The sequence below is a fragment of the Embleya sp. AB8 genome, from assembly GCF_049739465.1.
Classification (GTDB): domain Bacteria; phylum Actinomycetota; class Actinomycetes; order Streptomycetales; family Streptomycetaceae; genus Embleya.
In genome coordinates this window covers 310,657-335,509 of the sequence record NZ_JBMHHY010000001.1, presented here as the reverse complement: position 1 = coordinate 335,509, position 24,853 = coordinate 310,657, and the positions used below count along the sequence as shown (strand labels likewise).

Sequence of the window (24,853 nt, the reverse complement as noted above, 5' to 3'; positions counted from 1 at the left end):
CCGGCCCGGTCGGCCTCGGTCACGGCGACCCGGGCCCGACCGGTTGCGCGCCGACCGCCGCCGCGAGCATCCCCTCGGCCGCGAACAGGCGCAGCGCGGTGAGCGTCTCCTCGTCCAGCTCGACATATCCGGCGTCGCCGTATCGCCCGATATCGGCTAATTCACCGGATCCATCCGCCTCGGTGGCGTCGATCGACCGGGCGCCGATCAGGGCGGGCCCGATCGACGCCGGTATCGCGCAGCCGGCGCCGGCACGCTCTCGGCCGCGGTGCGTACGACAGGCGATGCGCATGTGGCTTCTCCCCTTTCGTCGACTTTTCCCGGTCAACGGTAGGGAGCGACACCGACACCCGGTGTGCGACGAAATCCCGGCACGCCCGGGCAACGACCGCGCACCGGCGTCGGCCGGGCGCCCGAATCCCGCTACACCCGGTGCGCTCAGCCGCGGGTGAGCCTGCGCAGCAACATCGTGGAGGGCACCGGACGGGCCCCCGCCTTGCGCACACCCTCGGCCACCTCGCGGTCCGTGGAGACCACCACGACCGGCCGGCCCGGCGGCTCGGCCCGAACCAGGCGGCGGATCAGCTCGTCGGCCGTCTCGCCCGGCTTGCTGAACATCACCCGCACCCCGCGCGCGGGGGCGAGCAGCACCGGCGCGTCCAGTTGCGCGCCGTCGAACACGCAGGTCACCTCGCAGCCGGTCTGCGCGGCGAGCCCGGTCAGGCCACCGACCAGCCGGTCCCGCTGCTTGTTCAGGGCAAGTGTGGGATAGCCGGTCTTGGTCACGTTGTAGCCGTCGATCACCAGATGCGCCTGGGGCAGCGCGAGCAACTGGTCGAGCAGCGCCGGGTCGTCGCCCTGGAGCGCCCGCTGGGCGATGTCCTTTATCCCGGACGCGCCCGGTACGACCGCGTCCACCATGTCGGCGGGCCGGATGCCCACCGGGGGCAGTGCGAGTTCGCGGCGCAGCCCCTGGGCGGCCTCCAGGACGGTGTCCAGGAGCAGCCGGACCCGGGTGTCCTCCATGCTGCGTCCCTCGCGGGCGGCCCGGCGGCTCGCCTCCAGGGCCGATTCGACCTCGGCGACCCGCCCGCGCAGCCGGCGGGCCTCCTTCTCCGCGGCGGCCACTGCGGCCTGCGCCTCGATCCGCACCGCGTCCAGCTCGGAGCGGGCCCGGCGGGCCTCCTTCTCCTCGTGCTTGGCGCTGCCCTGCAGGCCGCGTACCTGGCGGCGCAGGTGGTCGGCCTCCTTGCGGGCCGTCTCCAGCTCGGCGCGCAGCCGTTCGTGTTCGGTCTTGGAGGCCGCGCGCAGTACGCCGACCTCCTGCTCCAGGCGGGACAACGTCTCGGCGGCCTCGGCCTCGGCCCGATCGGCGGCGGCCTCCTTGGCCGCGTCGCCGGCGGTCTCGATCAGCCGCACCCAGCCGCGCGGACGGAGCAGATACGCGGCGGCGGCCACATCGAGCGGATCGGCCGCGGCGGGCACCTTGCCGGCCTCCAGCGCCTCGGAGATCTCCGGGAGCCCCTTGCGAAAGCGCTCAGCTATGCGCTGCCGAAACACCGGATCGTTCTCCAGCGCGGCGGCCAAGGGCGTCGCGGCGAACTTCGCCCGCCGCTGATGGGTGAACCGGGCGAACCGCCGCAGCGGCCCCGGCACCTCGTCCGCGGTCATCGTCCCGAGCGCATCGGCCGCCACCGAGATCACCCGAACCCGAACCGCCTCCGGCAACGGCCCGGCCAACGCCTCGGGCTCGACCCCCTGCGCTCCGACCTCGGCCGCGGCGTCACCGCCGTCGGGAGCATCGACCTCCGATGCGACCCGCACCCCGGCCCCGGTCTCCGCCGCGGCACGGGACGCACCATCGGCCCACGACCCACCACCGGACCCAACCTCGGCATCGGCATCGGGCACCGCACCAACCTCGGGCCCGAACCCGAACCCGTCGCTCCCGAGCCCATCGCTCCCTGGCCCGTCGCTTCCGGGCTCACCATCCGGCTCCGGTTCGGCGTCGAAGCCTGCGTCGGTCGGCTCCACAGGCATCGGCCCGGTCCGCACCACGTCGCCGTGCTCCGCCCCCGGCCCGGCCGTCGCGGCCTCCCGCGCCGGCCCGGCCGCCACGTCCCCGGCCGGGTGTGCGTTGCCCACGGGGTCGGCGGGGCCGCCCGGCTCCGGGTCCACCTCGTGGTCGACCGGGCCATCGGGCTCCGCGTCGGTCTCGGGGGCCATCGATGGCGCGGTCGCCGAAGCCGACCCGGGCGCCACCCGTTCGACGGGCTCCACGTCGGTCTCCGCCGCGGTCCCGGACTGCGCGTCGAGGTCGGGCTCGGCTGCCGCCACCGCCTCGGCGGTGTCGGCGGCGTGCGCAGGCGTGACCTCGTCCGCGCGGGTATCCGGTCCGCTCACTGCTCCTCCGGTCCTTCCCGTTCCCTTGAGGCCCCTCCCCGCGTCACCGCTGCCGGGACGCCGACGCCTTGATCATGGCGTGTCCCGGACCGCGGACGGCCGCGCCGGGCCGCCCCGATGCCGAAACGATGCACAGTCCCATTGTCGCCGCACGGTCTCGGCGCTCAGCTCGCGTCGGGTCGGGCCACCAGCTCGACGGAATCGGTCGCGTTGCACCAGCGGCAGCGCACCGACTCGATCTCGTCGGAAACGATCTCGCGCTCCTCCACGCGCGCGACGCCCGCGAGGTCGAGGTGGGTGAACTCGACGGCCTTGGTGGTCCGCGTCACGTCGAACCGGGTCAGGTTGCCGCACAGCGAGCAACGCCACCGGGTGTCCTCGGTGGGGGCCTGGATCGACATGCGTGTTCCCTTTCTGTCTGCGTCTGCGAGCCATTTCCGGTTCGCGCGCGGTTCGCGAGCGGTTCGTGTACACCCATGATGCCGGGCGGCGAGAGGTACCTGGGCGCGGCCGTGTCGGGCCGGAAACGTACCGTCCGGTACATGAGCAGCACCGCGCACCGGGATTGCCGGTCACGAGGTTCGGCGGGTCAGGGCTTGCCGGCGGCCGACCCGCCGCGGCTTTCCCGCCCGCCGGACAGTATCGCCCCGGGCCACGAGTTGCGAACCATGAGCGGTTCGCGAGGCACCCGTGCCGAGGTCGAGCGGCAGGTGTTCACGGTGGTCGACCTGGAGACCACCGGGCTGGATCCGGCGGAGGCGCGGATCACCGAGATCGCCGCGGTACGACTGCGCGGCGCGGACCGCCTGGGCGAGTTCGCGACCCTGGTCGCGCCCGGCGTACCGATCCCGGAATTCATCACCGACCTGACCGGGATATCCGACGACCTGGTGGCCGACGCGCCGCCGCTGTGCCTGGTGCTGCCCGCGTTCACCCGGTTCGCCGAGGACGCCATCCTGGTCGCCCACAACGCCCCCTTCGACGTGGGCTTTCTGCGCGCGGCCGGCGTCGCGTGCGATCGGCCGTGGCCGGATCTCCCGGTGGTGGACACCCTCGCCCTGGCCCGCGCGCTGCTCCCGCCGGGGACCGTACCGAACCTGCGCCTGGGCACCCTCGCCCGCTACTTCGAGGCGCCCACCGACCCGACCCACCGCGCCCTGGCCGACGCGCGGGCAACAGCCCACATACTCCGCGCCTTCATCGCTCGAATGCACGAATCCGGCCGCCACGAGGTGGCCGACCTGCTGACCCTGGGCCGCCCCCCGACCCAGGCCCCACGCCAACCCACGCCCATCGGCTGACCCCCGGGCGTGTCGGCCGGTGGCGGACCGAATTCGGGGACACGTGGTTGCGCCACCGACGCCTCCCGGAGGACCCGCGCCGACTAAGCTCGGGCATCTTGTCGTCGAGAGCCGGAGGACTACCCGTGATCACCGCGATCGTGCAGGTCAAGACGCGTGTGGACCAGACCCCGGAAATCGCCGAGGCGATCGCCGCGATCGAGGGCGTGAGCGAGGTCTACTCGGTGACCGGTGAATTCGACCTGATCGCCATGGTGCGCGTCCGCGCCCACGACGACCTGGCCGACGTCATCCCGGGCCGCCTCAACAAGGTCCCCGGCGTGGAGGCCACCACCACCCACATCGCCTTCCGCACATACTCCCAACACGACCTCGAAGCCGCCTTCGCCATCGGCCTCGAATAACCCCAAGCCGGACGAGCCCCAAGCCCGTCCGGCCCCACCCACACCACACCCGGGCGCCCCAAACCGAGCCCATCCGACACCTGAGCACACCCCGGCCAGGCCACCATCACGACACCGTCGGCAACACACCGCCGGCCCAAAACACACCGCAACCAACCACACCCGGGCAACCGAAACCCAGCCCGTCCGGCGCCTGAGAACAGCCCAGCCAGGCCGCCAACGCGACACCGCAACCCAAGCGCACTCAGGCAACCGACCACGCCGCGACCAACCACACCCGGGCAACGCAAACCCAGCCCGTCCGGCGCTTGAGAACAACCCGGCCACGCCACCGACGCGACACCGCCGGCCCAAACACACTCAGGCAACCGACCACGCCGCGACCAACCACACCCGGGCAACGCAAACCCAGCCCGTCCGGCGCCTGAGGACAACCCGGCCACGCCACCGACGCGACACCGCCAGCCCAAACACACCGCAACCAAACACACCCGGGCAACGCAAACCCAGCCCGTCCGGCGCTTGAGGACAACCCGGCCACGCCACCGCGCGACACCGCCGGCCCAAACACACCGCAACCGAACACACCCGGGCAACCCAAATCCAGCCCGTCCGGCGCCTGAGGACAACCCAACCAGGCTGCCTACGCGACACCAACCAAGCGCACCCAGGCGACCCAATCCCAGCCCGTCCGGCGCTTGAGGACAACCCGGCCACGCCACCGCGCGACACCGCCGGCCCAAACACACCGCAACCAAACACACCCGGGCAACCCAAATCCAGCCCGTCCGGCGCCTGAGGACAACCCAACCAGGCTGCCTACGCGACACCGCAACCAAGCGCACCCAGGCGACCCAATCCCAGCCCGTCCGGCGCTTGAGGACAACCCGGCCAGGCCGCCAACGCGACACCGCAGCCAACTACCCGCCCGCGGAGCCGAGTTCAGCCCGCCCACCCCGCGCGCCCCGCCGCAACCCGCCGGAGGCCACCCTCGGGTCCGCGTCCGGAACGCACCGGCCCCCGTCGACTGTGTAGCTCCACCGCGCGCCCCGCCGAACCAACTCCCCCACCGCCGCCGCGAACCGGTCCAGGTGCTCCACCGGCGTGCCCAGCCCGAAGCTGACCCGGATCGCGTTCAGGCTCTGCTCCCCCTCCGGCGCGTCCGGGGACCCACACTCGGTCGGCTGATCGGCCCGCCCGCCCAACAGGTGCCGCACCAGCGGATGTGCGCAGAACAACCCGTCCCGCACCCCGATCCCGTACTCCGCCGACAACACCGCCGCGAACCGCGAGCTGTTCCACCCCTCGACCACGAACGAGAGCACCCCCACCCGCGCCGACTCGGGCCCGAACAGCTCCAGCGTCCGCACCTCGGGAATCTCCGCCAACCGCCCCCGCAACCGCGCCAACAGCGCCTCCTCGCGGGCGACCAGCGCCGCCGGCCCCGCCTCGGTGATCGCCCGACACGCCGAAGCCAACGCATAGGCCCCGATCACGTTCGGCGACCCCGCCTCGTGCCGCGCCGCACCCCGGTGCCACTCCACGTGGTCGCGCGAGACCGCCTTGGTCGCCCCGCCACCCGCCAGATACGGCTCCGCCGCGTCGAACCAGTCGCCGCGCCCGGCCAACACCCCCGAGCCGAACGGCGCGTACAGCTTGTGCGCGGACAGTGCGATCCAGTCCACGTCCAGGTCCGCGACCGACACCGGGTGATGCGGCGCCAGTTGCGCGGCGTCCAGCACGATCCGCGCCCCGTATCGATGCGCCACCTCGGCCAGTTCGGCGACCGGGAACAGCTCGCCGGTCACGTTCGAGGCACCCGTCACGCACACCAGACGCGGCCCGTCCCCCGACCCGGCGAGCGCCGCGTCAAGCGCCGCGACCGCCTGCGCCGGCGAGGACGGCGCCGCCAACTGGGTGACCCCGGCCCGCCGCCGCCACGGCAACAACGCCGCGTGGTGCTCGGTCTCGAACACGAACACCCGCGTACCGCGCGGCAGTACGGACGCCAGCAGGTTCAACGAGTCCGTCGTACCGCGCGTGAACAACAACGTGTCGTCCCCCCGCAGCCCGAGAAATTCGGCGACCGTGGCCCGACTCTGCTCGTAGAGGTCCGTCGACAACTGCGACAGATACCCGGCCCCACGATGCACGCTGCCGTAGTACGGCAGATAGCCGGACACGTCGTCCCACACCCGCTGCAGACACGGCGCACTGGCCCCGTAGTCCAGCGCCGCGTACTCGACCTCGCCCCCCGTGACCAGCGGTACGAGCACGTCCCGCCCGACCACGGGCAGCGGAGCGGCGATCGCGACGTCACCCTCGTGAGCGACGGCGGCGGTGTTGACGGTCATGACGAATCCCCTCGGCAGGCACGAGCAAGCCGGGCCACGCCAAATGTCGTCAAATCGACATGACGAAAGCCGGACTGCACCCGCGGTGAAATGTGGTCTCGGAATCGGAAAACGCCGCGCGAAGACTCAGCGCGCGCAGACAAACCGGGCGATTCGCCCGTTTCGCAAAAGAGATTTCACGCCATCACATGCTCCCCGGATACAGGACCCCCGGGTCGCCTGGAGCAGGAACAATCGCCCGCCGTCATGCAAGAGGGTCCGCGCTTGCCGGGACGCCTTACGACGCCCGACCGTGTCATCACCCGGGGCACCCCACCGCGGAGCGAGGGTTGCCGGACAGCAAGCCGGGGCTTTCCACTGTCACTCGTGACCTGCGCAGAATTATTACCAGACGGATCGTTTCGCGCAACGACGACCCCACCTTTTCCACATGCTGGACAACAGGCCACCCGAGAAGCCGCCCGACACGCCGCCCGAGAAGCCGCCCGCCGAGCCGCCCTACAGGCCACCCGACAAAACGCCCGACCACCGCCCGACCGCCCGCTCACCAAGCCACCCGCCCGCCCGCCGAACAACCCGACGCCGGGCAGGTCACCCACGACCCACCCGGCGCCCAGGCCCCGGATCACTCCCGCGCGAACACCCGCGTCGTGGCCACCCACCGATCGAGCGCCGCCTGCGCCGCGCCCGAGTCGATCGCCGCCGCGGCCCGGTCGATCCCGGCCGCCAACTGCTGGGTCAGCGACCCCTCTCCCGCGCCCAACGCGGCCAGCGCCGCCGCCGAGTTCAACAACACCGCGTCGCGCACCGCGCCCCGCTCACCCGCGAACAACTTCCGGGCGACCTCCGCGTTGAACATCGCATCGCCGCCGCGCAGCGTCTCGATCCCGTTCAGCGGAATGCCCAGGTCACGCGGATCCACCCGGTCCTCCCGCACCGCGCCGTCCCGCACGATCCACACCTGCGACGTGGTGGTCACGGTCAACTCGTCGAGCCCGTCGTCGCCCCGGAAGACCAGCGCGGTCGCCCCCCGATCGGCCAGCACACCGGCCACGATCGGCGCCATCCGCAGATCCGCGACCCCGATCGCGTGATGCCGGACCCGGGCCGGATTGGTCAACGGGCCGAGGAAGTTGAACGTGGTCGGCACACCCAACTCGCGCCGCGCCTGCGCGGCATGCCGCAGCGACGGATGGAAGCGCTGCGCGAAGCACAACGTGATGCCCGCCTCCGCGGCCGTCCGGGCCACCTGATCCGGGGTCAGATCCAGTACCACGCCGAGCGCTTCGAGCACATCGGCGGCACCGCTCGACGAGGAGGCGGCCCGATTGCCGTGCTTGACCACCGTCTCGCCCGCGCCCGCGACCACGATCGCCGACATCGTCGAGATGTTCACGGTCCGGGCCAGATCGCCGCCCGTGCCGACGATGTCCACCGTACGACCGGGCACCTCGATGGTGGCGGCGTGTGCGTACATCGCCCGCACCAGACCCGAGACCTCGTCCACCGTCTCGCCCTTGGCCCGCAGCGCGACCACGAATCCGGCCACCTGCACCGGCGTCGCCTCGCCGGTCATGATGTGGTCCATCGCCCACGCGGTCGCGTCGGCCGGCAGGTCGTCGCCCCGCATCAGCGCGGCGAGAATGTCCCGCCAGGAACGGGCCGCCGGGTTGCCGCCGCTCTTGTTCGTAGAGGTCGAGGCGCCCATGGTCCGCTCCCGCTGTGTCATCGGATAAGTCCGCGACAGCGTACCGATCACCCCGCACCCGACCGGGCCGTTATCCGGGATGCGGTCGACCCGACGACCCGACGACCGAACGACCCACCGAATCAATACGACCCGGCCGAGCCGACCACCCGTCGAACCGACACCCCGGAATCGGGCCCGAGGACCCGACGCCCGCTCAGGCCGGCTGCCGCCCCGCCAACCGTCCTCGCATCAGGTCCGCCGCCGCGTCCGCGAGCGTGCGCGGATCCAGCGGGTGCGCGACCACGGCGTCCGCACGACACCACGTGGCCAGCCACGCGTCCTGCGGCCGACCGACCAGGGTGAGTACCGGCGGGCAGTTGTAGATCTCGTCCTTGAGCTGACGGCACACGCCCATGCCACCGGCGGGCGCGGTCTCCCCGTCCAGGATCACCAGATCGACGCCGCCCTTGTCCATCGCCTCGATCACGGCGGGTTCGGTGGCGCACTCCAGGTATTCGACGAACGGCACATCGACGGCGGGCCTGCGCCCGAGCGCGAGGGTGACCTTCCGACGGGTGTTGCGGTCGTCGCTGTACACGAGGACGGTCATGGTCTCGCCGCGCGTCATGTCCACCTGCCTGTGTCTGGGCTGCCTGTCACCAGGTATCGGACAACACTCGAATCCGACCCGGATGGTAGCGCTTTTCCGGCGCGGAATGTGTGCCTCGTCACGCCCTCGTCCTGCCCCCACCGACCCCGAAGCACACCGAAGCCGAACGCCGGGCACCCCGAAGTCGACCACGAGGCACACCGAAAGCCGGCCGAAAGCCCGCTCGCCCTCAGCCGCCTCAGCCGCGCGCGAGCACCTCGTACCCCTCGGCATCTCCACCCAGCCGCTGCGCAAGCCCCGCCATCCGGGTCCGCTCCCGAGCCGGCTCGAGCCCGGTGAGTACCTGCTGTCGGCTGATCCGCACCCGCAACGGCCGCTCGTCGGCGGCGACCACCGCCACCACCCAGCCGTCCGGCGCCAGGATCCGCGCCGCCTCGTCCACCGCCGCACGATCCGGCAGGGTCAGTACGTGCCGCATCACGAACGGCCCGATCTCCACCGCCACTCCGGCCGCCCGCAGCTCCGCGACCACCGCCGAATCGGCCCGCGCCGGATCGAAGCAGGAACCGACCAGCACGAGCGTCCCGTCGTCGACGAGCTCCGGCTCGGGCTCGGCGCGCCGCCGGCGCAGGAAACGTTCCAGGATCATGCGGCGACGCTACTCGGCCGCGCCGGTCGGCCTCGGTTCGGGCCCACCGGCCACCCGGACGGCCGAGTCGGCCTCCTCCGTTCGGGCAGAGTCACCCGGAAGAGTGCTCTTCGGCACGGGATTTCCGGCCGTTTCCGCACCCGCCGACACGTCCGCACCCGCCGCCTCGGCCTCCGCCGCCTCGCGCGCCAACCGCTCCTCGCGCGCCTTGCGGCCGGCCTCGATCAGTTCGAGTCGATCGAGCCGGCGGTCCTCGCGTACCGCCTCGCGCTCCGACGCCTTGGCCCACTGCACGAACAACACCAGGAAGACGAGCAGTCCGATGATGTCGCCGCTGCCCCACAGGATGCCGCCCGCGGTGCCCTGATCGGAGAGCGGACTCGCACCCCAGTCCCGACCGAGGTTGTCGTACCAGTCACCGGCCAGGACATTGGACGAACTCATGATCGCGATGCCCAGCCAGGCATGGAACGGCAGCGTCGCGAACACCGCGAGCAGCCGCATCGGGTGGCTCGCGCGCGGCATCGGGTCGAGGCCGAGCAGTGGCCAGAACCACATGCAGCCGATCATCACGAAGTGCACGTGATTCATGTCGTGCATGAAGGTGTTCCGCAGCGTCAGCTCGTACCAGGGCGTGAAGTACAGGGCGAACGGATTCAGCACGAAGATGAAGCCCGCGAACGCCGGGAAGGTGACCACCTTCGCGTATCTGCTGTGCAGCAGCGCGTTGAGCCGGTTACGCCACTTGGCCGGCAGCGTGCGCAGCGCGAGCGTGATCGGGGCGCCGAGCGCCAGGAAGATCGGCGTGATCATCGCCAGCACCATGTGCTGGACCATGTGCACGCTCAACAACACGGTGTCGTACGCGGCCAGCGCGGACTCCGTGGCGATCAGGAAGGTGCCCAGGCCGAGTCCCAGGAACGAGAAGCTCCGCCACCGCGACCACGAGTCGCCGCGGGCCCTGAGCTTGTGCACCCCATACAGATAGAGGCCGCCGAAGAACATCGCGACCAGGATCGGGATCGGCTCGAACACCCACCCGGTCAGGAGCCGAATGGGGGTCAGTTCCGGCGGTACGTTCCCGGGTGTCGCATGTGCCAGAAACACCCCGGCGTCGCCTACAGAGCCACTCACGGAACCAGAGCCTAACCCGGACACGTTGTACCAAGGTTGCCCCCCGAAGTGTGGGCAGATCCGGCGACCGCAATAATGGCCGCCGTGGCGACAGCAACTTCACTAGAAACCGGGCCCCCCTCACACGGGACACACGGGACTATCAACCGTCCCAACTTGGTCAGCATCGGCACGATCGTCTGGTTGGCGTCCGAGCTGATGTTCTTCGCGGCACTGTTCGCGATGTATTTCACGATCCGGTCGGTCACCGGCGACACCGCATGGCGTGAGCACGCCAGTGAGCTGAACATCCCGTTCTCGACGGGCAACACGACGATCCTCGTGCTGTCCTCGCTCACCTGCCAGCTCGGCGTCTTCGCGGCCGAACGCGGTGACGTCAAGAAGCTCCGAATGTGGTTCATCATCACCTTCATCATGGGCGCCGTCTTCGTCGGCGGTCAGGTGATGGAGTACACAGCCCTGGTCAAGGACGGGACGACCCTTTCGTCGTCGGCATACGGTTCGGTCTTCTACCTGACCACCGGCTTCCACGGCATGCACGTGACAGGTGGCCTGATCGCCTTCCTGTTGGTCCTCGGACGCACCTACGCGGCCCGGCGATTCACTCACGAGCAGGCCACGGCCGCAATCGTCGTCTCGTACTACTGGCACTTCGTCGACGTGGTCTGGATCGGTCTGTTCTTCACGATCTACGTCATCAGGTAGACGTTCCGACACTCACTACGCAGACGACATTGGACCGGGGTTATCCGTGAAAAAGCTCTCCGCGCGGCGACGCCACCCCTTGGCGGCGATCGTCGTACTCATCTTCGCGCTCGCGGCCACGGGGGGGCTGTATGCCGCGTTCGCGCCTGCCAAGAAGGCGGAGGCCGACGACTCTGCCTCCATCGCCGTCGAGGCGGGCAAGAAGCTCTACCTGAGCGGATGTTCGACCTGCCATGGGCTCGACGCCCAGGGCTCCTCGGACGGTCCCTCGCTGGTCGGCGTGGGCGCCGCCGCCGTCGACTTCCAGGTGTCGACCGGCCGGATGCCCCTCCAGCAGCCCGGCGCCCAGGCGCCGCGCAAGCCCGAGGTGTACAGCGCCGCGCAGATCCAGCAGCTGTCCGCGTACGTGGCCTCCCTCGGCGTCGGGCCCAAGATCCCGACGGCGAACATGTACGCCCCCGACGGCAACATGAGCAACGGCGCGGAACTGTTCCGCACGAACTGCTCGCAGTGCCACAACTTCTCCGGTGAGGGCGGCGCCCTGACCGAGGGCAAGTTCGCGCCGCCGCTGAAGAACGTGGACCCGAAGCACATCTACGAGGCCATGCTCACCGGCCCGCAGAACATGCCTTCGTTCCCGGACAGCACGATGCCCGAGCAGCAGAAGAAGGACATCGTCACCTACGTCCGCGAGACGACCAAGAAGGAGCCGAACCCCGGCGGCCTGGGTCTCGGCCGACTCGGCCCGGTCTCCGAAGGTCTGTTCGGCTGGATCATCGCGCTCGGTCTGCTCATCGGATGCGCGATCTGGATTGCCGCCCGGACCCCCAAGGCCAGGACCAAATGAGTAGCCAGGACAAGTCTGAAGTGCCTGAAGAGCACCTGCCCGAGGTACACACCTCGGCACATGTTCCGGCGGAAGGCGACCCGTTCGCCGACCCCGGCCTGCCGGCCCACGAGCCGCGCCGTACCGACATCGACGAGAAGGCGGCCAATCGCGCCGAGCGTCAGGTCGCGTTCCTGTTCGTGATCTCGATGTTGTCCACGATCGGCTTCATCTGGGCTTACGTCGGTATCGACAAAGACCGCATCATCGACATCTTCTTCTTCGGGAAGATCGGCGCGCAGAACGCCGCGCTCGGCGGTTTCCTCGGCCTCGCGCTGTTCTGCATCGGCGCCGGCGCGATCCACTGGGCGCGCACGCTGATGACGGACGAGGAGATCGTCCAGGAGCGGCACGAGTTCACCTCGGACCCGGAGACCCGCGAGTACGCGATCCGCGAGTTCACCCAGGGTGCCGCCGACTCGGTGATCGGTCGTCGGCCGCTGATCCGGCGCACGATGATCGGCGCGATGGCGCTGGTCCCGCTGTCCGGTGTCGTGCTGCTTCGCGACCTCGGTCCGCTGCCCGGCACCAAGCTGCGGCACACCGAGTGGAAGCCGGGCAAGGAGCTGATCAACGAGGCGACCGGCCTGCCGATCAAGCCGGACGACATCGTCAAGGGCTCGCTGACCATGGCGCTGCCCGACGGCCTGGTCGAGAAGTACGGCCCGGCCGGCCAGAAGGAGGAGCTCTCGCACGGCTGGCTGGAGAAGGCGGGCATGTCCGCGATCCTGCTGGTCCGGCTCGAGCCCAAGGACATCAAGTCCAAGAAGGAACTGGCGTGGGGCCACGAGGGCATCGTGGCGTACTCGAAGATCTGCACCCACGTGGGTTGCCCGATCGGCCTGTACGAGCAGCAGACGCACCACCTGCTGTGCCCGTGCCACCAGTCCACCTTCGACCTGGCGGACGACGGCAAGGTCGTGTTCGGCCCGGCCGCGCGCTCGCTGCCGCAGTTGAAGATCCATGTGAACGAGGCGGGTAACCTCGCCGCGTCGCAGGACTTCGCCGAACCGGTCGGCGCGAGCTTCTGGGAGCGTGGCTGATGTCGAGCGAACAACCCAAGGGCGGGGCCAACAAGAGCGCCCCGATCCCGGACAACGCGACCGTTCGCGCGGTCGACGCGCTGGACAGCCGGCTGGGCATCTACGGCGCGGCGAAGAAGAACCTGCGCAAGGTCTTTCCGGACCACTGGTCCTTCATGCTCGGTGAAGTGGCGCTGTACAGCTTCATCATCCTGCTGCTGACCGGTGTCTTCCTGACGCTGTTCTTCAAGCCGAGCATGCAGGAGGTCGTCTACGACGGCTCCTACGTACCGCTGCAGGGCATCCACATGTCCCAGGCGTACGCGTCGACGCTGGACATCAGCTTCGACATCCGCGGTGGTCTGGCGATGCGTCAGATCCACCACTGGGCGGCGCTGATCTTCGTATCGTCGCTGTTCGTGCACATGTTCCGGATCTTCTTCACCGGGGCGTTCCGCAAGCCGCGCGAAATAAACTGGCTGTTCGGCTTCCTGCTGCTCGTGCTGGCCATGGTCAACGGCTTCACCGGCTACTCGCTCCCGGACGACCTGCTCTCCGGCACCGGTCTGCGCATCGCCGAAGGCGTCGTCCTGGCGATCCCGCTGGTCGGCACCTACGTGCAGTTCTTCCTGTTCGGTGGGGAGTTCCCGGGCGAGGACATCGTGCCGCGCCTGTTCACCATCCACGTGCTGCTGGTCCCGGCGATCATGGTCGGTCTCGTCACCGTCCACCTGATCCTGGTCTTCTACCAGAAGCACACCCAGTTCCCCGGCCCGGGCAAGACCGAGAAGAACGTCGTGGGCCTGCCGCTGCTGCCGGTCTACGCGGCCAAGGCCGGTGGCTTCTTCTTCATCGTGTTCGGCATCACCGCCGCGCTCGGCGGCCTGGTGCAGATCAACCCGATCTGGGCCTACGGCCCATACAACCCGGGTCAGATCACGGCGGGTTCCCAACCGGACTGGTACATCGGGTTCCTCGAGGGATCCCTGCGCATCATGCCGAACTGGGAATGGAACATCTGGGGCCATACGCTCAGCTTCAACGTGCTGATCCCGTCCCTGATCGTGCCCGGCGTGTTGTTCACGTTCATGGCGATGTATCCGTGGATCGAAGGCTGGATCACCGGCGACAAGCGTGAGCACCACCTGCTCGACCGGCCGCGCAACATGCCGGTGCGCACCGGCCTGGGCGTGGCCTGGATCGTCGCCTACGGCGTGTTGTGGATCTGCGGTGGCAACGACATCATCGCCACCCACTTCCATCTGTCGATCAACACGATCACCTGGATCGGCCGCTTCGCGTTCTTCATCGCGCCGGTGCTGGCCTACATGGCCACGGTGCGGATCTGCAAGGGTCTGCAACGGCGCGACCGGGACAAGGTGCTGCACGGTCGCGAGACCGGCGTCATCAAGAAGCTCCCGCACGGCGAGTTCGTGGAGATCCACGAGCCGCTGGACGCCGGGATGCGGCACACCCTCACCGCGCACGAGCAGCCGAAGCCGTACGCGTTGGAGCCTGCCGAGGACGAGAACGGCGTGGCCCGCAAGGTCACGCGTGGGCAGAAGTTGCGGTCGAAGATGTCGCACTGGTACTTCTCCGAGCCGATCGAGAAGCCGACGGCCGAGGAGTACAAGGAGCTGACCAGCGGACACGGTCACCACTGACGCGACCGGGGCCGGGCTGCTGACGCCACATCGGCACGACCCGTAGGACGCGCGGGAACATCCGAAGGGCCCCACCGGAACCATCCGGTGGGGCCCTTCGCGATGCGCCCGGCAGGCCGTCGTCAGAGCCGCTGGGCGGCGCCCGCGCCGGTCGTACTCTTCGCCAGCCAGTCCGACCAGGACAGGTTCCACTCGCCGTAGCCGTTGCCGGTCGGCTCCATGCTCTTGGGGTCGCCGGTGTTCACCACCATGACCACGTCGCCGAGCTTGACCTGGTCGTAGAACCACTTGGCGTTGTCCGTGCTCATCCCCACGCAGCCGTGACTGACGTTGGCGTTGCCCTGCGAGCCCACCGACCACGGCGCGGCGTGCAGGAACTCGCCGCTCCAGGTGACCCGGGTGGCCCAGTAGACGTCCAGCCGATAGGCGTCACTGCTGTTCGCGGAGATGCCCACGGTGGTGCCGTCCATCAGCACGTGCGGCTCCTTGCCGAGCACCACCTTGGTACCCGCGCGGGTGGTGAAGCCGGACTTGCCGGTGGTCACCGGGACGGTCTTGACGTCGGTGCCGTTGCGCTTGACGGTCAGCGTGTGCGCGGCGGAGTCCACCGTCGCCAGCACCGAGTCGCCGATGCCGAAGCCGATCTGCTTGCCGCCGGCGCCGAACACGCCGTTTCCGAAGTCGACGCCGAGCAGGCTGGTGGCCACCGAGACCTTGGTACCGACCGGCCAGTAGTCCCGAGGCCGGTATCGCACCGTCGTGTCGTCCACCCAGCCCCACGCGCCCTCGACGGGGGTGGAGGCGGAGACCACGAGCCGCTTCTCCACCTCGGCCCGCCGGGCCGGGTCGGTGACCGGCTTCTCCAGGGTGACGCTGATCGGCATCCCGACGCCCACCGTCGAGTCGGCCTCGGGAAGCACCTCGTGCACCCGCAGTTCGGCGTCCTGGGCGAGGGTGGTGAACGACTCGGTGTGGGTGGAGGTCAGCCCGAACGAGTCGACCGCGGCGGCGGTCAGCGTGTACGTGGTGGCGTAGGCCAGCGGTTGGGAATTGGACCAGGTCGTGTCGCCGGCCGCGTTGCCGCCGGGCACCGGTTTGCCGTCGGGGCCCACCAGGTTCACCGCGTACAGCCGGCCGTCGCGCACCGAGACGGTGATCGGGCGGTCCGGTTGGGCGGGCCGATCCGGGCGGACGTCGACCGCGACCTTGGCGACTCCCCGGGCGGGTCGGCGGACCTCGGCGTCGCGCTGCTTGTCCCACGTCCCACACCCGGCGGCGAACACGAGGGGAAGGGTCGACGCGAGGGCCCAGCCGACGCAGCGGAGACGAACGGTTCTGTCCCGCATCACTCAAGACCTCCAGCCGTGCTCAACGAGCGCGGAGTACGCGCGGTTGTTGCATCGAGAGTGGCCGGGAAAGCCCTGATTCATTCATTCAATATGACAAACCGCCCGATCGCGTGATCCCAGCCCATGGCCGGATCGCGCGATCGGGCGGTGCCCGCTACGGTGTCGAACCCTGCGGCGAACCGCGGTGTGCGACCGCTACCCGGCCTGGGTGGCCGCGCCGCCGTTGCCGGCGAGCGCGCTGCCCTTGAGCCAGGTCGCCCAGTCCACACCCCAGCCACCGAGCCCGTTGCCGGGCTTGACCATCTTGTCGGTGCTGTTCACCACCTCGACCGGGTCACCCTGGATGACCAGGTCGAAGAAGGTCTTCGCGTCCGAAGAGCCCAACCCGATGCAGCCGTGGCTGTCGTTTTGCCGGCCGAACTTGCCGTCGTTCCACGGCGCGCCGTGCGCGTAGGTGCCCGAGGCGGTCAGGTGCACCGCGTGCCGCACGTTCTTCTGGTTGTACGCGTTGCCGAGGCCGACCGTCTCGGAGTCCATCGTGATGCCGTCGACCTTGTCCAGCACCACCATCGTGCCGCCCCAGGTCGGGAAGCTGGGCCCGCCCGCCGAGATCGGCAGATCCTCGATCTCGGCACCGTCCTTCTTGACCGACATGTGCTTGGTCTTGAGGTCGGCGGTCGTCACCAGCGAGCGCCCGATGGTGAACTTGATGTCCTTGGTCTGCTTCCCGTAGACCCCGGGCGCCGCCTTCGCGCCGGTCAGGTTGGCCTTCAGGTTCACCTTCGTACCACTGGCCCAGTACTTCTCCGGGCGGTAGTCGATCCGGTCGTTGCCGTCGAGGTCCTTGAGCCAGGACCACGCACCCGGCACCGCGGGTTCGGAGACCACCTTGAGATTGCGCTCGATGGCGGCCTTGTCCTTGATCGGCGCGTTGAACTTGAGCGAGATGATCGCGCCGACGCCCCACGTGCTGTCCGGCTCGACGTTGAAGTCGGCCACGAACGTGTCGTCGGCCGCCTTGGTGTTGAACTTGCTCTGCGCGGTGGCCTCGGCGCCGTCCGCGTTGGCCGCCTTGGCCGCCACCGTGTAGGCACCGCCGTTGGCCAGCGGGACGGTGGGCTTCCAGCCGATCCCGTCGGAGCTGAGCTGCCCGTCGACGGTCTTGCCCTTGGCGTCGGTGACCACGACCGAGGTGAGCTTGCCGCCGGTCGCGTCCACCTTGAGCACGCCGTCGGTCTCGACGCTCTTGGCGCCGTCGGCGGGAGTGATCGCGATCGTCGCGGGCGCCGCCGCGGACTTCTTGTTCGGACCGCCGCTCGCCCCGCCGGAGTTGCCCCCGGTCGAGCCCCCCGGGCTGGTCTTGGCGCCGTCGGACGAACACCCTGCGATGAATATGAGCGGCGCCACCATGAGTCCCGCGAAGAGGCGTATACCGCCGCTTGCCGCCCCCGTGCGCGATGCTCCGTGTATCCGGGGCACGCGTGTCCCTCCCTCTTCCTGGTACTCCCTTGTGTCCATTTGACGCATCGACCCCCGGTCGGGGTTGCTACAACCGGCGAACAGTCACACATCGGTGACATTCGGGGGCTTCGGGGAGTACCTCTGTGAATATCACACAAGGCCGATCACCCTTTCGGATGATCGGCCTTGTGGCTGAACCGTATTGCGTCGGTGATCGACTCCCGCGCTAGTAGCGCTGGTCCGCACCCCGATAGAACTCGAAGACCCAACCGAAGACGCCGATCGCGACGATCGGCGCGGCGAACATGGCCAGCCACCAACCGAAGATGACGCCCAGGAACAGCAGCGCCGAACCGGTCGCCAGCATCAGCGGCTGCCAGCTGTGCGGGGCGAAGAAGCCCAACTCACCGGCGTCGTCGGCGATCTCGCCCTCTTCGTTGTCCTGCGCGAGCAGGTCCATCCGACGTGCGGTGAAGATCAGGTAGAACCCGATCATCAGCGCCAGACCGAAGGTCAACGACAGCGCGGTGGTGCCGGTCGGGTCCTCGGAGAGCACCCAGTAGATGATCGTCACCGGCAGCAGGAACACGGCCAGGACGGCGAACAGGACACCGTTGAACTTCACTTCCCGGCCTCCTTCTTCTCCGCGGCGGTGGACAACTCGGCCCGCTCGTCGGTGAGGTACTCCAGCGCGGCGATCTCCGGGTGGTGGAGGTCGAACGCGGGGGCCTCGGACCGGATCCGCGGGATGCTGACGAAGTTGTGCCGGGGCGGCGGGCACGAGGTCGCCCACTCCAGCGAACGACCGTAGCCCCACGGGTCGTCCACGGTGATCTTCTTGCCGTACTTGTGCGTCTTCCAGACGTTGTAGAAGAACGGCAGTATCGACAGACCCAGCAGGAACGAGCCCAGCGTCGAGATCGTGTTCAGCGTGGTGAAGCCGTCCGAGTCCAGGTAGTCCGCGTAGCGACGGGCCATGCCCTCCGCGCCGAGCCAGTGCTGCACCAGGAACGTGGTGTGGAAGCCGATGAACAGCGTCCAGAAGGTGATCTTGCCCAGTCGCTCGTCGAGCATCTTGCCGGTGAACTTGGGCCACCAGAAGTGGAAGCCCGCGAACATCGCGAACACCACGGTGCCGAACACCACGTAGTGGAAGTGCGCCACCACGAAGTAGCTGTCCGAGACGTGGAAGTCCAGCGGCGGCGAGGCCAGGATGACGCCGGTGAGACCACCGAACGCGAAGGTCACCAGGAAGCCGACGGTCCACAACATCGGTGTCTCGAAGGACAACGAGCCGCGCCACATGGTGCCGATCCAGTTGAAGAACTTGACGCCGGTCGGTACGGCGATCAGGAACGTCATGAAGGAGAAGAACGGCAGCATGACCGCGCCGGTCGGGAACATGTGGTGCGCCCACACGGTGACCGACAGACCCGCGATCGAGATCGTCGCGGCGATCAGGCTCTTGTAACCGAACATCGGCTTGCGCGCGAAGACCGGGATGATCTCCGAGACGATGCCGAAGAACGGCAACGCGATGATGTACACCTCTGGATGGCCGAAGAACCAGAAGAGGTGCTGCCACAGGATCGGCCCGCCGTTGGCCGGATCGAAGACGTGTGTACCGAACTTGCGGTCGGCCTCCAGGGCGAACAGCGCCGCCGCCAGGACCGGGAACGCCATCAGGACCAGCACCGAGGTCAGCAGGACGTTCCAGCAGAAGATCGACATGCGGAACATGGTCAGACCCGGCGCGCGCATGCAGATGATCGTGGTGATGAAGTTGACGGCACCGAGGATGGTGCCGAAGCCCGACATCGCCAGACCCATGATCCACATGTCACCGCCGATGCCCGGCGAGCGCACCGCGTCGGACAGCGGGGCGTAGGCGAACCAGCCGAAGTCGGCCGCGCCCTGCGGGGTGATGAAGCCGGCCACCGCGATGATCGAGCCGAACAGGTAGAGCCAGTAGGCGAACATGTTCAGTCGCGGGAACGCGACGTCGGGCGCGCCGATCTGGAGCGGCATGATCCAGTTCGTGAAGCCGGCGAACAGCGGCGTCGCGAACATCAGCAGCATGATCGTGCCGTGCATCGTGAACGACTGGTTGAACTGCTCGTTCGACATGAACTGCGTACCGGGGCGGGCCAGCTCCGCGCGCATGAGCAGCGCGAGCACACCACCGATGCAGAAGAAGACGAAGGAGGTGATCAGGTACATCGACCCGATCGTCTTGTGGTCCGTGGTCGTCATCCACTTGATGACGATGTTCCCGGGCTCCTTGCGGCGGACCGGGGGCGGACCGTCCGGGGCCACGGTCTGTGGCTCACTGAGGATTGTCACTCGTCACTTCTTCCCGTGCGCGTCAACGGGGGCAGGCTCGTTGATCTTGCTGCGCAGCTCGCCGGTCTGGCCCTTCGCGGCCAGCTCCTTCAGGTGCTGGACGTAGTCGGCCTTGTCCACGATCTTCACGTTGAAGAGCATGCGCGAGTGGTCCACGCCGCACAGCTCGGCGCACTTGCCGCCGTACGTGCCCTTCTTCGTCGGGGTGACCTCGAACTTGTTCGTCCGACCCGGGACGATGTCCTTCTTGTACAGGAAGTTCGGGACCCAGAACGAGTGGATGACGTCCGGCGAGGTGAGGTCGAACCGGACCGACTCGCGAATGGGCAGGTACAACGTCGGCGGCTTGCCGGGCGTGCCCTGCTCGTAGACGTTGACCGTGCCGTCGGCCGGGTTGCCCTTGTAGTTGAAGGACCAGCTCCACTGCACGCCGACCACGTTGATCACGTTGTCGGGGTTCTTGGAGAGCTCCTCGAGCTTGGTCTCGTCACGTGCGGTGAAGTAGAAGAAGACCGCGATCATGATGCCGGGGATGACCGTGTACAAAACCTCGATGGGGAGGTTGTACCGCGTCTGCGGCGGGATCTCGATCTTGGTGCGCGACCGGCGGTGGAACGCGACGCTCCACAGGATGAGCCCCCACACCACGGCCCCGACGATCAGCGCTGCAATCCAGGCGCCCTGCCAGAGCGACAGGACTCGCGGACCCTGCTCGGTGACAGGGTTGGGCAGGCCGAGTCTCGGCAGGTCCTTGGAATCGACGGAGCAGCCGGTGGCGGTCGCAATGACGAGGCCCAGAGCCAGCAGCTGCGGCACCCTGCGCCGCATCCAGCGCCGCGGCGAGCGGTCGGAGCCGTAGGGACTCACGTAGCGCCTTCCCGAATGTCTCGCCCGCGCGAGAGAGTCGGGGAGGGGAACTTTTCTTCCCTGACGACCCGTTGCGCGGACAGGTATGGATGTTTCTGCGGGCCAAACCCTACTCCAGCCCTATTCGGGTCGCGCGCGGAGGTCTGGTGTCGCGGGACGGGCAGATGTGACGGTGCGTCCGTTCGGGCGAACGGCCCGAACGTGTCCGCGATTCCGGTATTGGCTACCGTCCGACCCATGGCGTATTTCGACGCGGCCTCCACCGAACCACTGCACCCGGCCGCGAAAGCGGCCTTCCTGAGCACCCTCGACGAGGGCTGGGCCGATCCGGCCCGCGGCTATCACGACGGTCGGCGGGCCCGCATGCTGCTCGACGCCGCGCGGGAGACGGTGGCGTCCGTACTGGGGACCCGATCTGATGAAGTGTCATTCACCACATCCGGGACACAGGCGGTCCAGTTGGGCATGCTCGGCGTACTCGCCGGCCGCCGTCGAGTGGGCTCGCATCTGGTCCTGTCCGCGGCCGAACACTCCTCCGTACTGCACACCGCGGACACCCACGCGGCCCGATCGGAGCAGCACGGAACGGTCGCGGAAATCACTCGGACGGGGGTGGACCGTACGGGCCGGCTCGACGTGTCGGCGTTCGCCTCGGCGCTTCGTTCGGACACCGCGCTCGCGTGCGTACAGAGCGCCAACCACGAGGTGGGCACGGTGCAGCCGATCGCCGAGGTGGTGACGGCGTGTCAGGCGGCGGGCGTACCACTGCTCGTGGACGCCGCCCAGTCGGTCGGCCGGCAGTCCGTCCCCGACGGCTGGTCGGTGCTGACCGCGAGCGCACACAAGTGGGGCGGCCCGGCGGGCGTCGGACTCCTGGTGGTCCGCAAGGGCACCCGCTATGTATCACCGCTCCCCTACGACGAACGCGAGACACGTCGGGTCCCCGGCTTCGAGAACGTCCCGGCCATCGTCGCCGCGGCGGTGGCCCTGGGCGCGGCGAGCACCGAGTCCGCCGACGAAGACCACCGCCTGTCCGCCCTCGTGGACCGCATCCGCCGGCAAGTCCGGGCAACGGTCCCCGATGTGGAGGTGGTCGGCGACCCAGCCAACCGCCTCCCCCACATCGTCACCTTCTCCTGCCTCTACGTCGACGGCGAAGCGCTCCTCACCGAACTCGACAAAGCCGGCTTCGCCGTCTCCTCCGGCTCCTCCTGCACCTCGTCGACCCTGACCCCCAGCCACGTCCTGGAAGCCATGGGCGTGTTGTCCCAGGGCAACATCCGCGTATCCCTCCCGCGCGGCGTGCCGGCAGCCGAAGTCGAGCGCTTCCTGGCCCTACTCCCCGGGTTGGTGGCCAAGCTCCGAGCGGTGGTCGCACACACCCCGGCACCGGTCGCGGCCGAACCCGGCATCGTGGTCGACGCCCTCGGCCGCCGCTGCCCGATCCCGGTGATCGAACTCGCCAAACGAATCCTCGACGTCGAACCCGGAACGCTGGTCACCGTCCTGTCCGACGACGAGGCATCCGCGCTGGACATCCCGGCCTGGTGCGAAATGACCGGCAACGAGTTCGTAAGCACAAAACCCCGCGCCCAAGGCACCGCCTACACGGTCCGCCGCCGCACTTGACCCACCCCGAACCGGCCTCACGCGCCGGCGGGGCTACTCGGCCTCAAACGCCGGCCGGGCTGGTCGCCTCAACCGCCGGCGGGGCTGAGTGGCCTCAAACGCCGGCCGGGCTATTCATCCCAACCGACCCCACTCGACCCGACCGGCGCGCGAGGCCAACCGAGCGCAACCAACGCCCAAAGTCGACCTCACACATCCAGCCCGGCCGGCGCTTGAGTCCAACCCGGCCCAACCAACACCAAACACCGACCTCACACATCCAGCCCGATCGGCGCTGGAGGCCAATCCAACCCGCCCAACGCCGAACGCCGGCCGAACTCAACCAGCCCGGCCGGCGTTTGAGGCCACCCAGCCCCGCCGGCGCCTGAGGCCAAGTAGCCCGGCCGGCGCGTGAGGCCAAAAGCGTCACACCGGAAGGTGCGCCGAGACCTCCAGCGCCGCGACATCGCCATACGCCGCACCGAACCGCGCCAGGAACGACGTCCGCCGCAACGAATACTCCTGCGTACCGACCGTCTCGATGACCAGAGTCGCCAGCATGTTCCCCACCTGCGCCGACCGCTCCAACGAGAGCCCCCACGAGATCCCGGACAGGAACCCGGCCCGGAACGCGTCCCCCACCCCGGTCGGATCCACCTTCGCGTCCTCCGCCGGACAGGGCACCAGGATGGTCTCCCGGCCCTCCCGCTCCACCCGAACCCCGGCCGGCCCGAGGGTGATCACCCGGACGCCGACCTTCTTCAGGATGTCGGCCTCGGACCACCCGGTCTTCTGCACGATCAGCCCGCTCTCGTACTCGTTCGTGAGCAGATAGGCCGCGCCGTCGATCAGCCGACGGATGTCCTCCCCGTCCATCCGAGCCAGCTGCTGCGACGGATCGGCCGCGAACGCATATCCCCGATCGCGGCACTCGTCGCTGTGCCGCAACATCGCCTCGGGGTCGTTCGCCCCGATCACCACCAGGTCGAGCCCGCCGACCCGGTCGGCCACCGGCCGCAGTTCGATCTCCCGGGCCTCGCTCATCGCACCCGTATAGAAGGACGCGATCTGGTTGTGCTCCTCATCGGTGGTGCACACGAACCGCGCGGTGTGGTGCGTCGGCGAGATGTGCACCGACTCGGTGTCCACCCGATGCCGGTCCAGCCACGAGCGATAGTCGACGAAGTCCGCCCCGGCGGCGCCCACCAGGATCGGCGACAGCCCGAGGCACCCCATGCCGAAGCAGATGTTCGGTGCCACCCCGCCACGCCGGATGTCCAGTTTGTCGACGAGGAAGGACAGCGAGACCACGTGCAGCTTGTCCGAGACGAGCTGGTCGGCAAAGCGACCCGGAAACGTCATCAGATGGTCGGTGGCGATCGACCCGGTCACGGCAATACGCATGGCAGCGTGTCTCCTGTGGAGTACGGGGAGTAGGGGCGGTACGAGAGAACTGTGCACGAAAGGCGAAACCCGCACACGTTAACCCAGCCTGCTCGAACGACGGCCGAGAAACTACCGATCGGTAGAACGTTCCGCCGGGTTCCCCGCGATCTACCCTGGGATCCCCAGCGCGAGGAGTCGTGAAATGTCCCCGATGACCGTGATGCCGTCCCGGGCCGAACCCGAGACGCTCGACGAGCTGCGTGGTGACTGCCGGCACATCGACGCATCGTGGACCAAGCCGGGCCCGGAGCGCACGCCGACCAAGGCCACCCCCGCCGGATCGCACGCCCCCGCCACCGAGATCCCGGCTCGCGGCGCGACCCTCGTGGCCGGCATGTCCGAATACGGCGACTGATCCCGGGTCACCCGAACGTGACCCTTCCCACACCACGAACCGGGCGAAAACGACGACGCCGCGCCGACCCTTCCGGGTCGACGCGGCGTCGAGGTGTGTCGCGACGAATCAGTGGAACGAGTCGCCGCACGCGCAGGAGCCGGCCGCGTTCGGGTTGTCGATCGTGAAGCCCTGCTTCTCGATCGTGTCCACGAAGTCGATCGTGGCGCCGCTCAGGTAAGGCGAGCTCATCCGGTCCGTGACGACCGAGACGCCGCCGAAGTCGGCGACGACGTCACCGTCGAGCGAACGCTCGTCGAAAAACAGCTGGTAACGCATGCCGGAACAACCGCCGGGCTGGACGGCCACGCGCAGCGCGAGATCGTCGCGACCCTCTTGCTCCAGCAGAGTCTTGACCTTGGCCGCCGCCTCATCGCTGAGGAGGATGCCACCGGTCTTGGTGGTCTCGTCCTGGACAGTCATCTGCAAGCTCCCACGTGGTGGTTCGTGATTCGTACGCCACTTCCACCGTCGGCAACCGATGGTGGCTCGGCCCTATTCCCACATCCTGCTTCGGGCCCTCGCGTTTTACTCATGGTCGCACACCCCCACTCTCGTCAACC

The 24,853-nt window shown here is 68.9% G+C and carries 23 protein-coding genes and 1 riboswitch; of the genes, 8 read left to right on the top strand and 15 right to left on the bottom strand.

Going from position 1 to position 24,853, the window contains the following annotated elements; all coding sequences use genetic code 11:
- Positions 1-19: 19 nt before the first annotated feature.
- From ABIA38_RS01390 to ABIA38_RS01380, 3 genes are all read right to left on the bottom strand, one after another.
- A complete protein-coding gene (locus ABIA38_RS01390) occupies positions 20-292 on the bottom strand; it encodes a hypothetical protein (RefSeq protein ID WP_424636472.1) in 273 nt (90 codons plus the stop codon).
- A 146-nt stretch (positions 293-438) separates the two neighbouring features.
- Entirely contained in the window at positions 439-1,824 is a 1,386-nt protein-coding gene (locus tag ABIA38_RS01385) for an NYN domain-containing protein (RefSeq protein ID WP_424636754.1), read from the bottom strand.
- A gap of 743 nt (positions 1,825-2,567) precedes the next feature.
- Positions 2,568-2,804, bottom strand: a complete 237-nt coding sequence (locus ABIA38_RS01380; RefSeq protein WP_020552989.1) for a hypothetical protein — start codon at positions 2,802-2,804, stop codon at positions 2,568-2,570.
- A gap of 267 nt (positions 2,805-3,071) precedes the next feature.
- On the opposite strand from ABIA38_RS01380, the gene ABIA38_RS01375 reads away from it, so the two are divergent.
- Together ABIA38_RS01375 and ABIA38_RS01370 are read left to right on the top strand one after the other, a co-directional pair.
- Complete coding sequence (locus tag ABIA38_RS01375) at positions 3,072-3,704, top strand: exonuclease domain-containing protein (RefSeq protein WP_424636471.1); 633 nt, start codon at positions 3,072-3,074, stop codon at positions 3,702-3,704.
- A gap of 125 nt (positions 3,705-3,829) precedes the next feature.
- A complete protein-coding gene (locus ABIA38_RS01370; RefSeq protein ID WP_078977541.1) occupies positions 3,830-4,108 on the top strand; it encodes an Lrp/AsnC ligand binding domain-containing protein in 279 nt (92 codons plus the stop codon).
- A 920-nt stretch (positions 4,109-5,028) separates the two neighbouring features.
- Here the strand turns inward: ABIA38_RS01370 and ABIA38_RS01365 are convergent.
- The 5 genes from ABIA38_RS01365 to ABIA38_RS01345 all read right to left on the bottom strand — a co-directional run bounded on the left by ABIA38_RS01365 (position 5,029) and on the right by ABIA38_RS01345 (position 10,545).
- Positions 5,029-6,462 (bottom strand): aminotransferase class V-fold PLP-dependent enzyme, encoded by a 1,434-nt coding sequence (locus tag ABIA38_RS01365; protein ID WP_424636470.1) that lies wholly within the window; start codon positions 6,460-6,462, stop codon positions 5,029-5,031.
- A 255-nt stretch (positions 6,463-6,717) separates the two neighbouring features.
- Positions 6,718-6,834, bottom strand: a riboswitch (SAM riboswitch).
- 253 nt (positions 6,835-7,087) lie between these two features.
- Positions 7,088-8,170, bottom strand: coding sequence for an anthranilate phosphoribosyltransferase (gene trpD / locus ABIA38_RS01360; RefSeq protein ID WP_424636753.1), 1,083 nt, complete (start codon positions 8,168-8,170; stop codon positions 7,088-7,090).
- 196 nt (positions 8,171-8,366) lie between these two features.
- Complete coding sequence (locus ABIA38_RS01355; protein ID WP_424636469.1) at positions 8,367-8,780, bottom strand: hypothetical protein; 414 nt, start codon at positions 8,778-8,780, stop codon at positions 8,367-8,369.
- Between the two features lie 220 nt (positions 8,781-9,000).
- Positions 9,001-9,411: a hypothetical protein gene (locus tag ABIA38_RS01350; RefSeq protein ID WP_424636468.1), complete on the bottom strand. Its 411-nt coding sequence runs from the start codon at positions 9,409-9,411 to the stop codon at positions 9,001-9,003.
- 9 nt (positions 9,412-9,420) lie between these two features.
- Positions 9,421-10,545: a cytochrome c oxidase assembly protein gene (locus ABIA38_RS01345; protein WP_424636467.1), complete on the bottom strand. Its 1,125-nt coding sequence runs from the start codon at positions 10,543-10,545 to the stop codon at positions 9,421-9,423.
- Between the two features lie 75 nt (positions 10,546-10,620).
- On the opposite strand from ABIA38_RS01345, the gene ABIA38_RS01340 reads away from it, so the two are divergent.
- From ABIA38_RS01340 to ABIA38_RS01325, 4 genes are read left to right on the top strand one after another with little or no spacing between them, the layout of a single operon-like run.
- The gene (locus ABIA38_RS01340; RefSeq protein WP_424636752.1) at positions 10,621-11,250 is read left to right on the top strand and encodes a cytochrome c oxidase subunit 3; all 630 of its coding nucleotides are present in this window, start codon (positions 10,621-10,623) and stop codon (positions 11,248-11,250) included.
- 46 nt (positions 11,251-11,296) lie between these two features.
- On the top strand, positions 11,297-12,097 hold the full coding sequence (locus ABIA38_RS01335; RefSeq protein ID WP_424636466.1) for a c-type cytochrome: 801 nt from the start codon (positions 11,297-11,299) through the stop codon (positions 12,095-12,097).
- Complete coding sequence (locus tag ABIA38_RS01330; RefSeq protein WP_424636465.1) at positions 12,094-13,179, top strand: Rieske 2Fe-2S domain-containing protein; 1,086 nt, start codon at positions 12,094-12,096, stop codon at positions 13,177-13,179. The genes ABIA38_RS01335 and ABIA38_RS01330 overlap by 4 nt, the downstream gene beginning before the upstream one ends.
- A complete protein-coding gene (locus ABIA38_RS01325; RefSeq protein WP_424636464.1) occupies positions 13,179-14,822 on the top strand; it encodes a cytochrome b in 1,644 nt (547 codons plus the stop codon). The genes ABIA38_RS01330 and ABIA38_RS01325 overlap by 1 nt, the downstream gene beginning before the upstream one ends.
- 122 nt (positions 14,823-14,944) lie before the next feature.
- Here ABIA38_RS01325 and ABIA38_RS01320 read toward each other — a convergent pair whose 3' ends face one another.
- The 5 genes from ABIA38_RS01320 to coxB form a co-directional block, all read right to left on the bottom strand.
- The gene (locus ABIA38_RS01320) at positions 14,945-16,105 is read right to left on the bottom strand and encodes an Ig-like domain-containing protein (RefSeq protein ID WP_424636463.1); all 1,161 of its coding nucleotides are present in this window, start codon (positions 16,103-16,105) and stop codon (positions 14,945-14,947) included.
- Positions 16,106-16,366: 261 nt separating this feature from the next.
- Entirely contained in the window at positions 16,367-17,578 is a 1,212-nt protein-coding gene (locus tag ABIA38_RS01315; protein ID WP_424636462.1) for an Ig-like domain-containing protein, read from the bottom strand.
- Between the two features lie 280 nt (positions 17,579-17,858).
- The gene (locus ABIA38_RS01310) at positions 17,859-18,257 is read right to left on the bottom strand and encodes a cytochrome c oxidase subunit 4 (RefSeq protein WP_424636461.1); all 399 of its coding nucleotides are present in this window, start codon (positions 18,255-18,257) and stop codon (positions 17,859-17,861) included.
- Positions 18,254-19,975 (bottom strand): cytochrome c oxidase subunit I, encoded by a 1,722-nt coding sequence (gene ctaD, locus ABIA38_RS01305; protein ID WP_424636460.1) that lies wholly within the window; start codon positions 19,973-19,975, stop codon positions 18,254-18,256. The genes ABIA38_RS01310 and ctaD overlap by 4 nt, the downstream gene beginning before the upstream one ends.
- A 3-nt stretch (positions 19,976-19,978) precedes the next feature.
- Positions 19,979-20,842, bottom strand: a complete 864-nt coding sequence (gene coxB / locus ABIA38_RS01300; protein WP_424636459.1) for a cytochrome c oxidase subunit II — start codon at positions 20,840-20,842, stop codon at positions 19,979-19,981.
- A gap of 237 nt (positions 20,843-21,079) precedes the next feature.
- Here coxB and ABIA38_RS01295 point away from each other — a divergent pair, with 237 nt between their 5' ends.
- On the top strand, positions 21,080-22,471 hold the full coding sequence (locus ABIA38_RS01295) for a cysteine desulfurase/sulfurtransferase TusA family protein (RefSeq protein ID WP_424636458.1): 1,392 nt from the start codon (positions 21,080-21,082) through the stop codon (positions 22,469-22,471).
- A 405-nt stretch (positions 22,472-22,876) separates the two neighbouring features.
- Here ABIA38_RS01295 and ABIA38_RS01290 read toward each other — a convergent pair whose 3' ends face one another.
- On the bottom strand, positions 22,877-23,854 hold the full coding sequence (locus ABIA38_RS01290; RefSeq protein ID WP_424636457.1) for a carbohydrate kinase family protein: 978 nt from the start codon (positions 23,852-23,854) through the stop codon (positions 22,877-22,879).
- Between the two features lie 184 nt (positions 23,855-24,038).
- Here ABIA38_RS01290 and ABIA38_RS01285 point away from each other — a divergent pair, with 184 nt between their 5' ends.
- Positions 24,039-24,251, top strand: coding sequence for a hypothetical protein (locus ABIA38_RS01285; RefSeq protein ID WP_424636456.1), 213 nt, complete (start codon positions 24,039-24,041; stop codon positions 24,249-24,251).
- A 108-nt stretch (positions 24,252-24,359) separates the two neighbouring features.
- Here ABIA38_RS01285 and ABIA38_RS01280 read toward each other — a convergent pair whose 3' ends face one another.
- Complete coding sequence (locus ABIA38_RS01280) at positions 24,360-24,713, bottom strand: HesB/IscA family protein (RefSeq protein WP_395862290.1); 354 nt, start codon at positions 24,711-24,713, stop codon at positions 24,360-24,362.
- Positions 24,714-24,853 lie beyond the last annotated feature (140 nt).

Coding starts and splice junctions, on each gene's coding strand:
- ABIA38_RS01380 (WP_020552989.1), bottom strand. CDS start 2,804: ATGTCGATCCAGGCCCCCACCGAGGACACCCGGTGGCGTTGCTCGCTG.
- ABIA38_RS01330 (WP_424636465.1), top strand. CDS start 12,094: ATGAGTAGCCAGGACAAGTCTGAAGTGCCTGAAGAGCACCTGCCCGAG.
- ABIA38_RS01285 (WP_424636456.1), top strand. CDS start 24,039: ATGTCCCCGATGACCGTGATGCCGTCCCGGGCCGAACCCGAGACGCTC.
- ABIA38_RS01340 (WP_424636752.1), top strand. CDS start 10,621: ATGGCCGCCGTGGCGACAGCAACTTCACTAGAAACCGGGCCCCCCTCA.
- ABIA38_RS01355 (WP_424636469.1), bottom strand. CDS start 8,780: ATGACGCGCGGCGAGACCATGACCGTCCTCGTGTACAGCGACGACCGC.
- ABIA38_RS01365 (WP_424636470.1), bottom strand. CDS start 6,462: ATGACCGTCAACACCGCCGCCGTCGCTCACGAGGGTGACGTCGCGATC.
- ABIA38_RS01390 (WP_424636472.1), bottom strand. CDS start 292: ATGCGCATCGCCTGTCGTACGCACCGCGGCCGAGAGCGTGCCGGCGCC.
- trpD (WP_424636753.1), bottom strand. CDS start 8,170: ATGGGCGCCTCGACCTCTACGAACAAGAGCGGCGGCAACCCGGCGGCC.
- ABIA38_RS01325 (WP_424636464.1), top strand. CDS start 13,179: ATGTCGAGCGAACAACCCAAGGGCGGGGCCAACAAGAGCGCCCCGATC.
- ABIA38_RS01350 (WP_424636468.1), bottom strand. CDS start 9,411: ATGATCCTGGAACGTTTCCTGCGCCGGCGGCGCGCCGAGCCCGAGCCG.
- ABIA38_RS01295 (WP_424636458.1), top strand. CDS start 21,080: ATGGCGTATTTCGACGCGGCCTCCACCGAACCACTGCACCCGGCCGCG.
- ABIA38_RS01280 (WP_395862290.1), bottom strand. CDS start 24,713: ATGACTGTCCAGGACGAGACCACCAAGACCGGTGGCATCCTCCTCAGC.
- ABIA38_RS01290 (WP_424636457.1), bottom strand. CDS start 23,854: ATGCGTATTGCCGTGACCGGGTCGATCGCCACCGACCATCTGATGACG.
- ABIA38_RS01375 (WP_424636471.1), top strand. CDS start 3,072: ATGAGCGGTTCGCGAGGCACCCGTGCCGAGGTCGAGCGGCAGGTGTTC.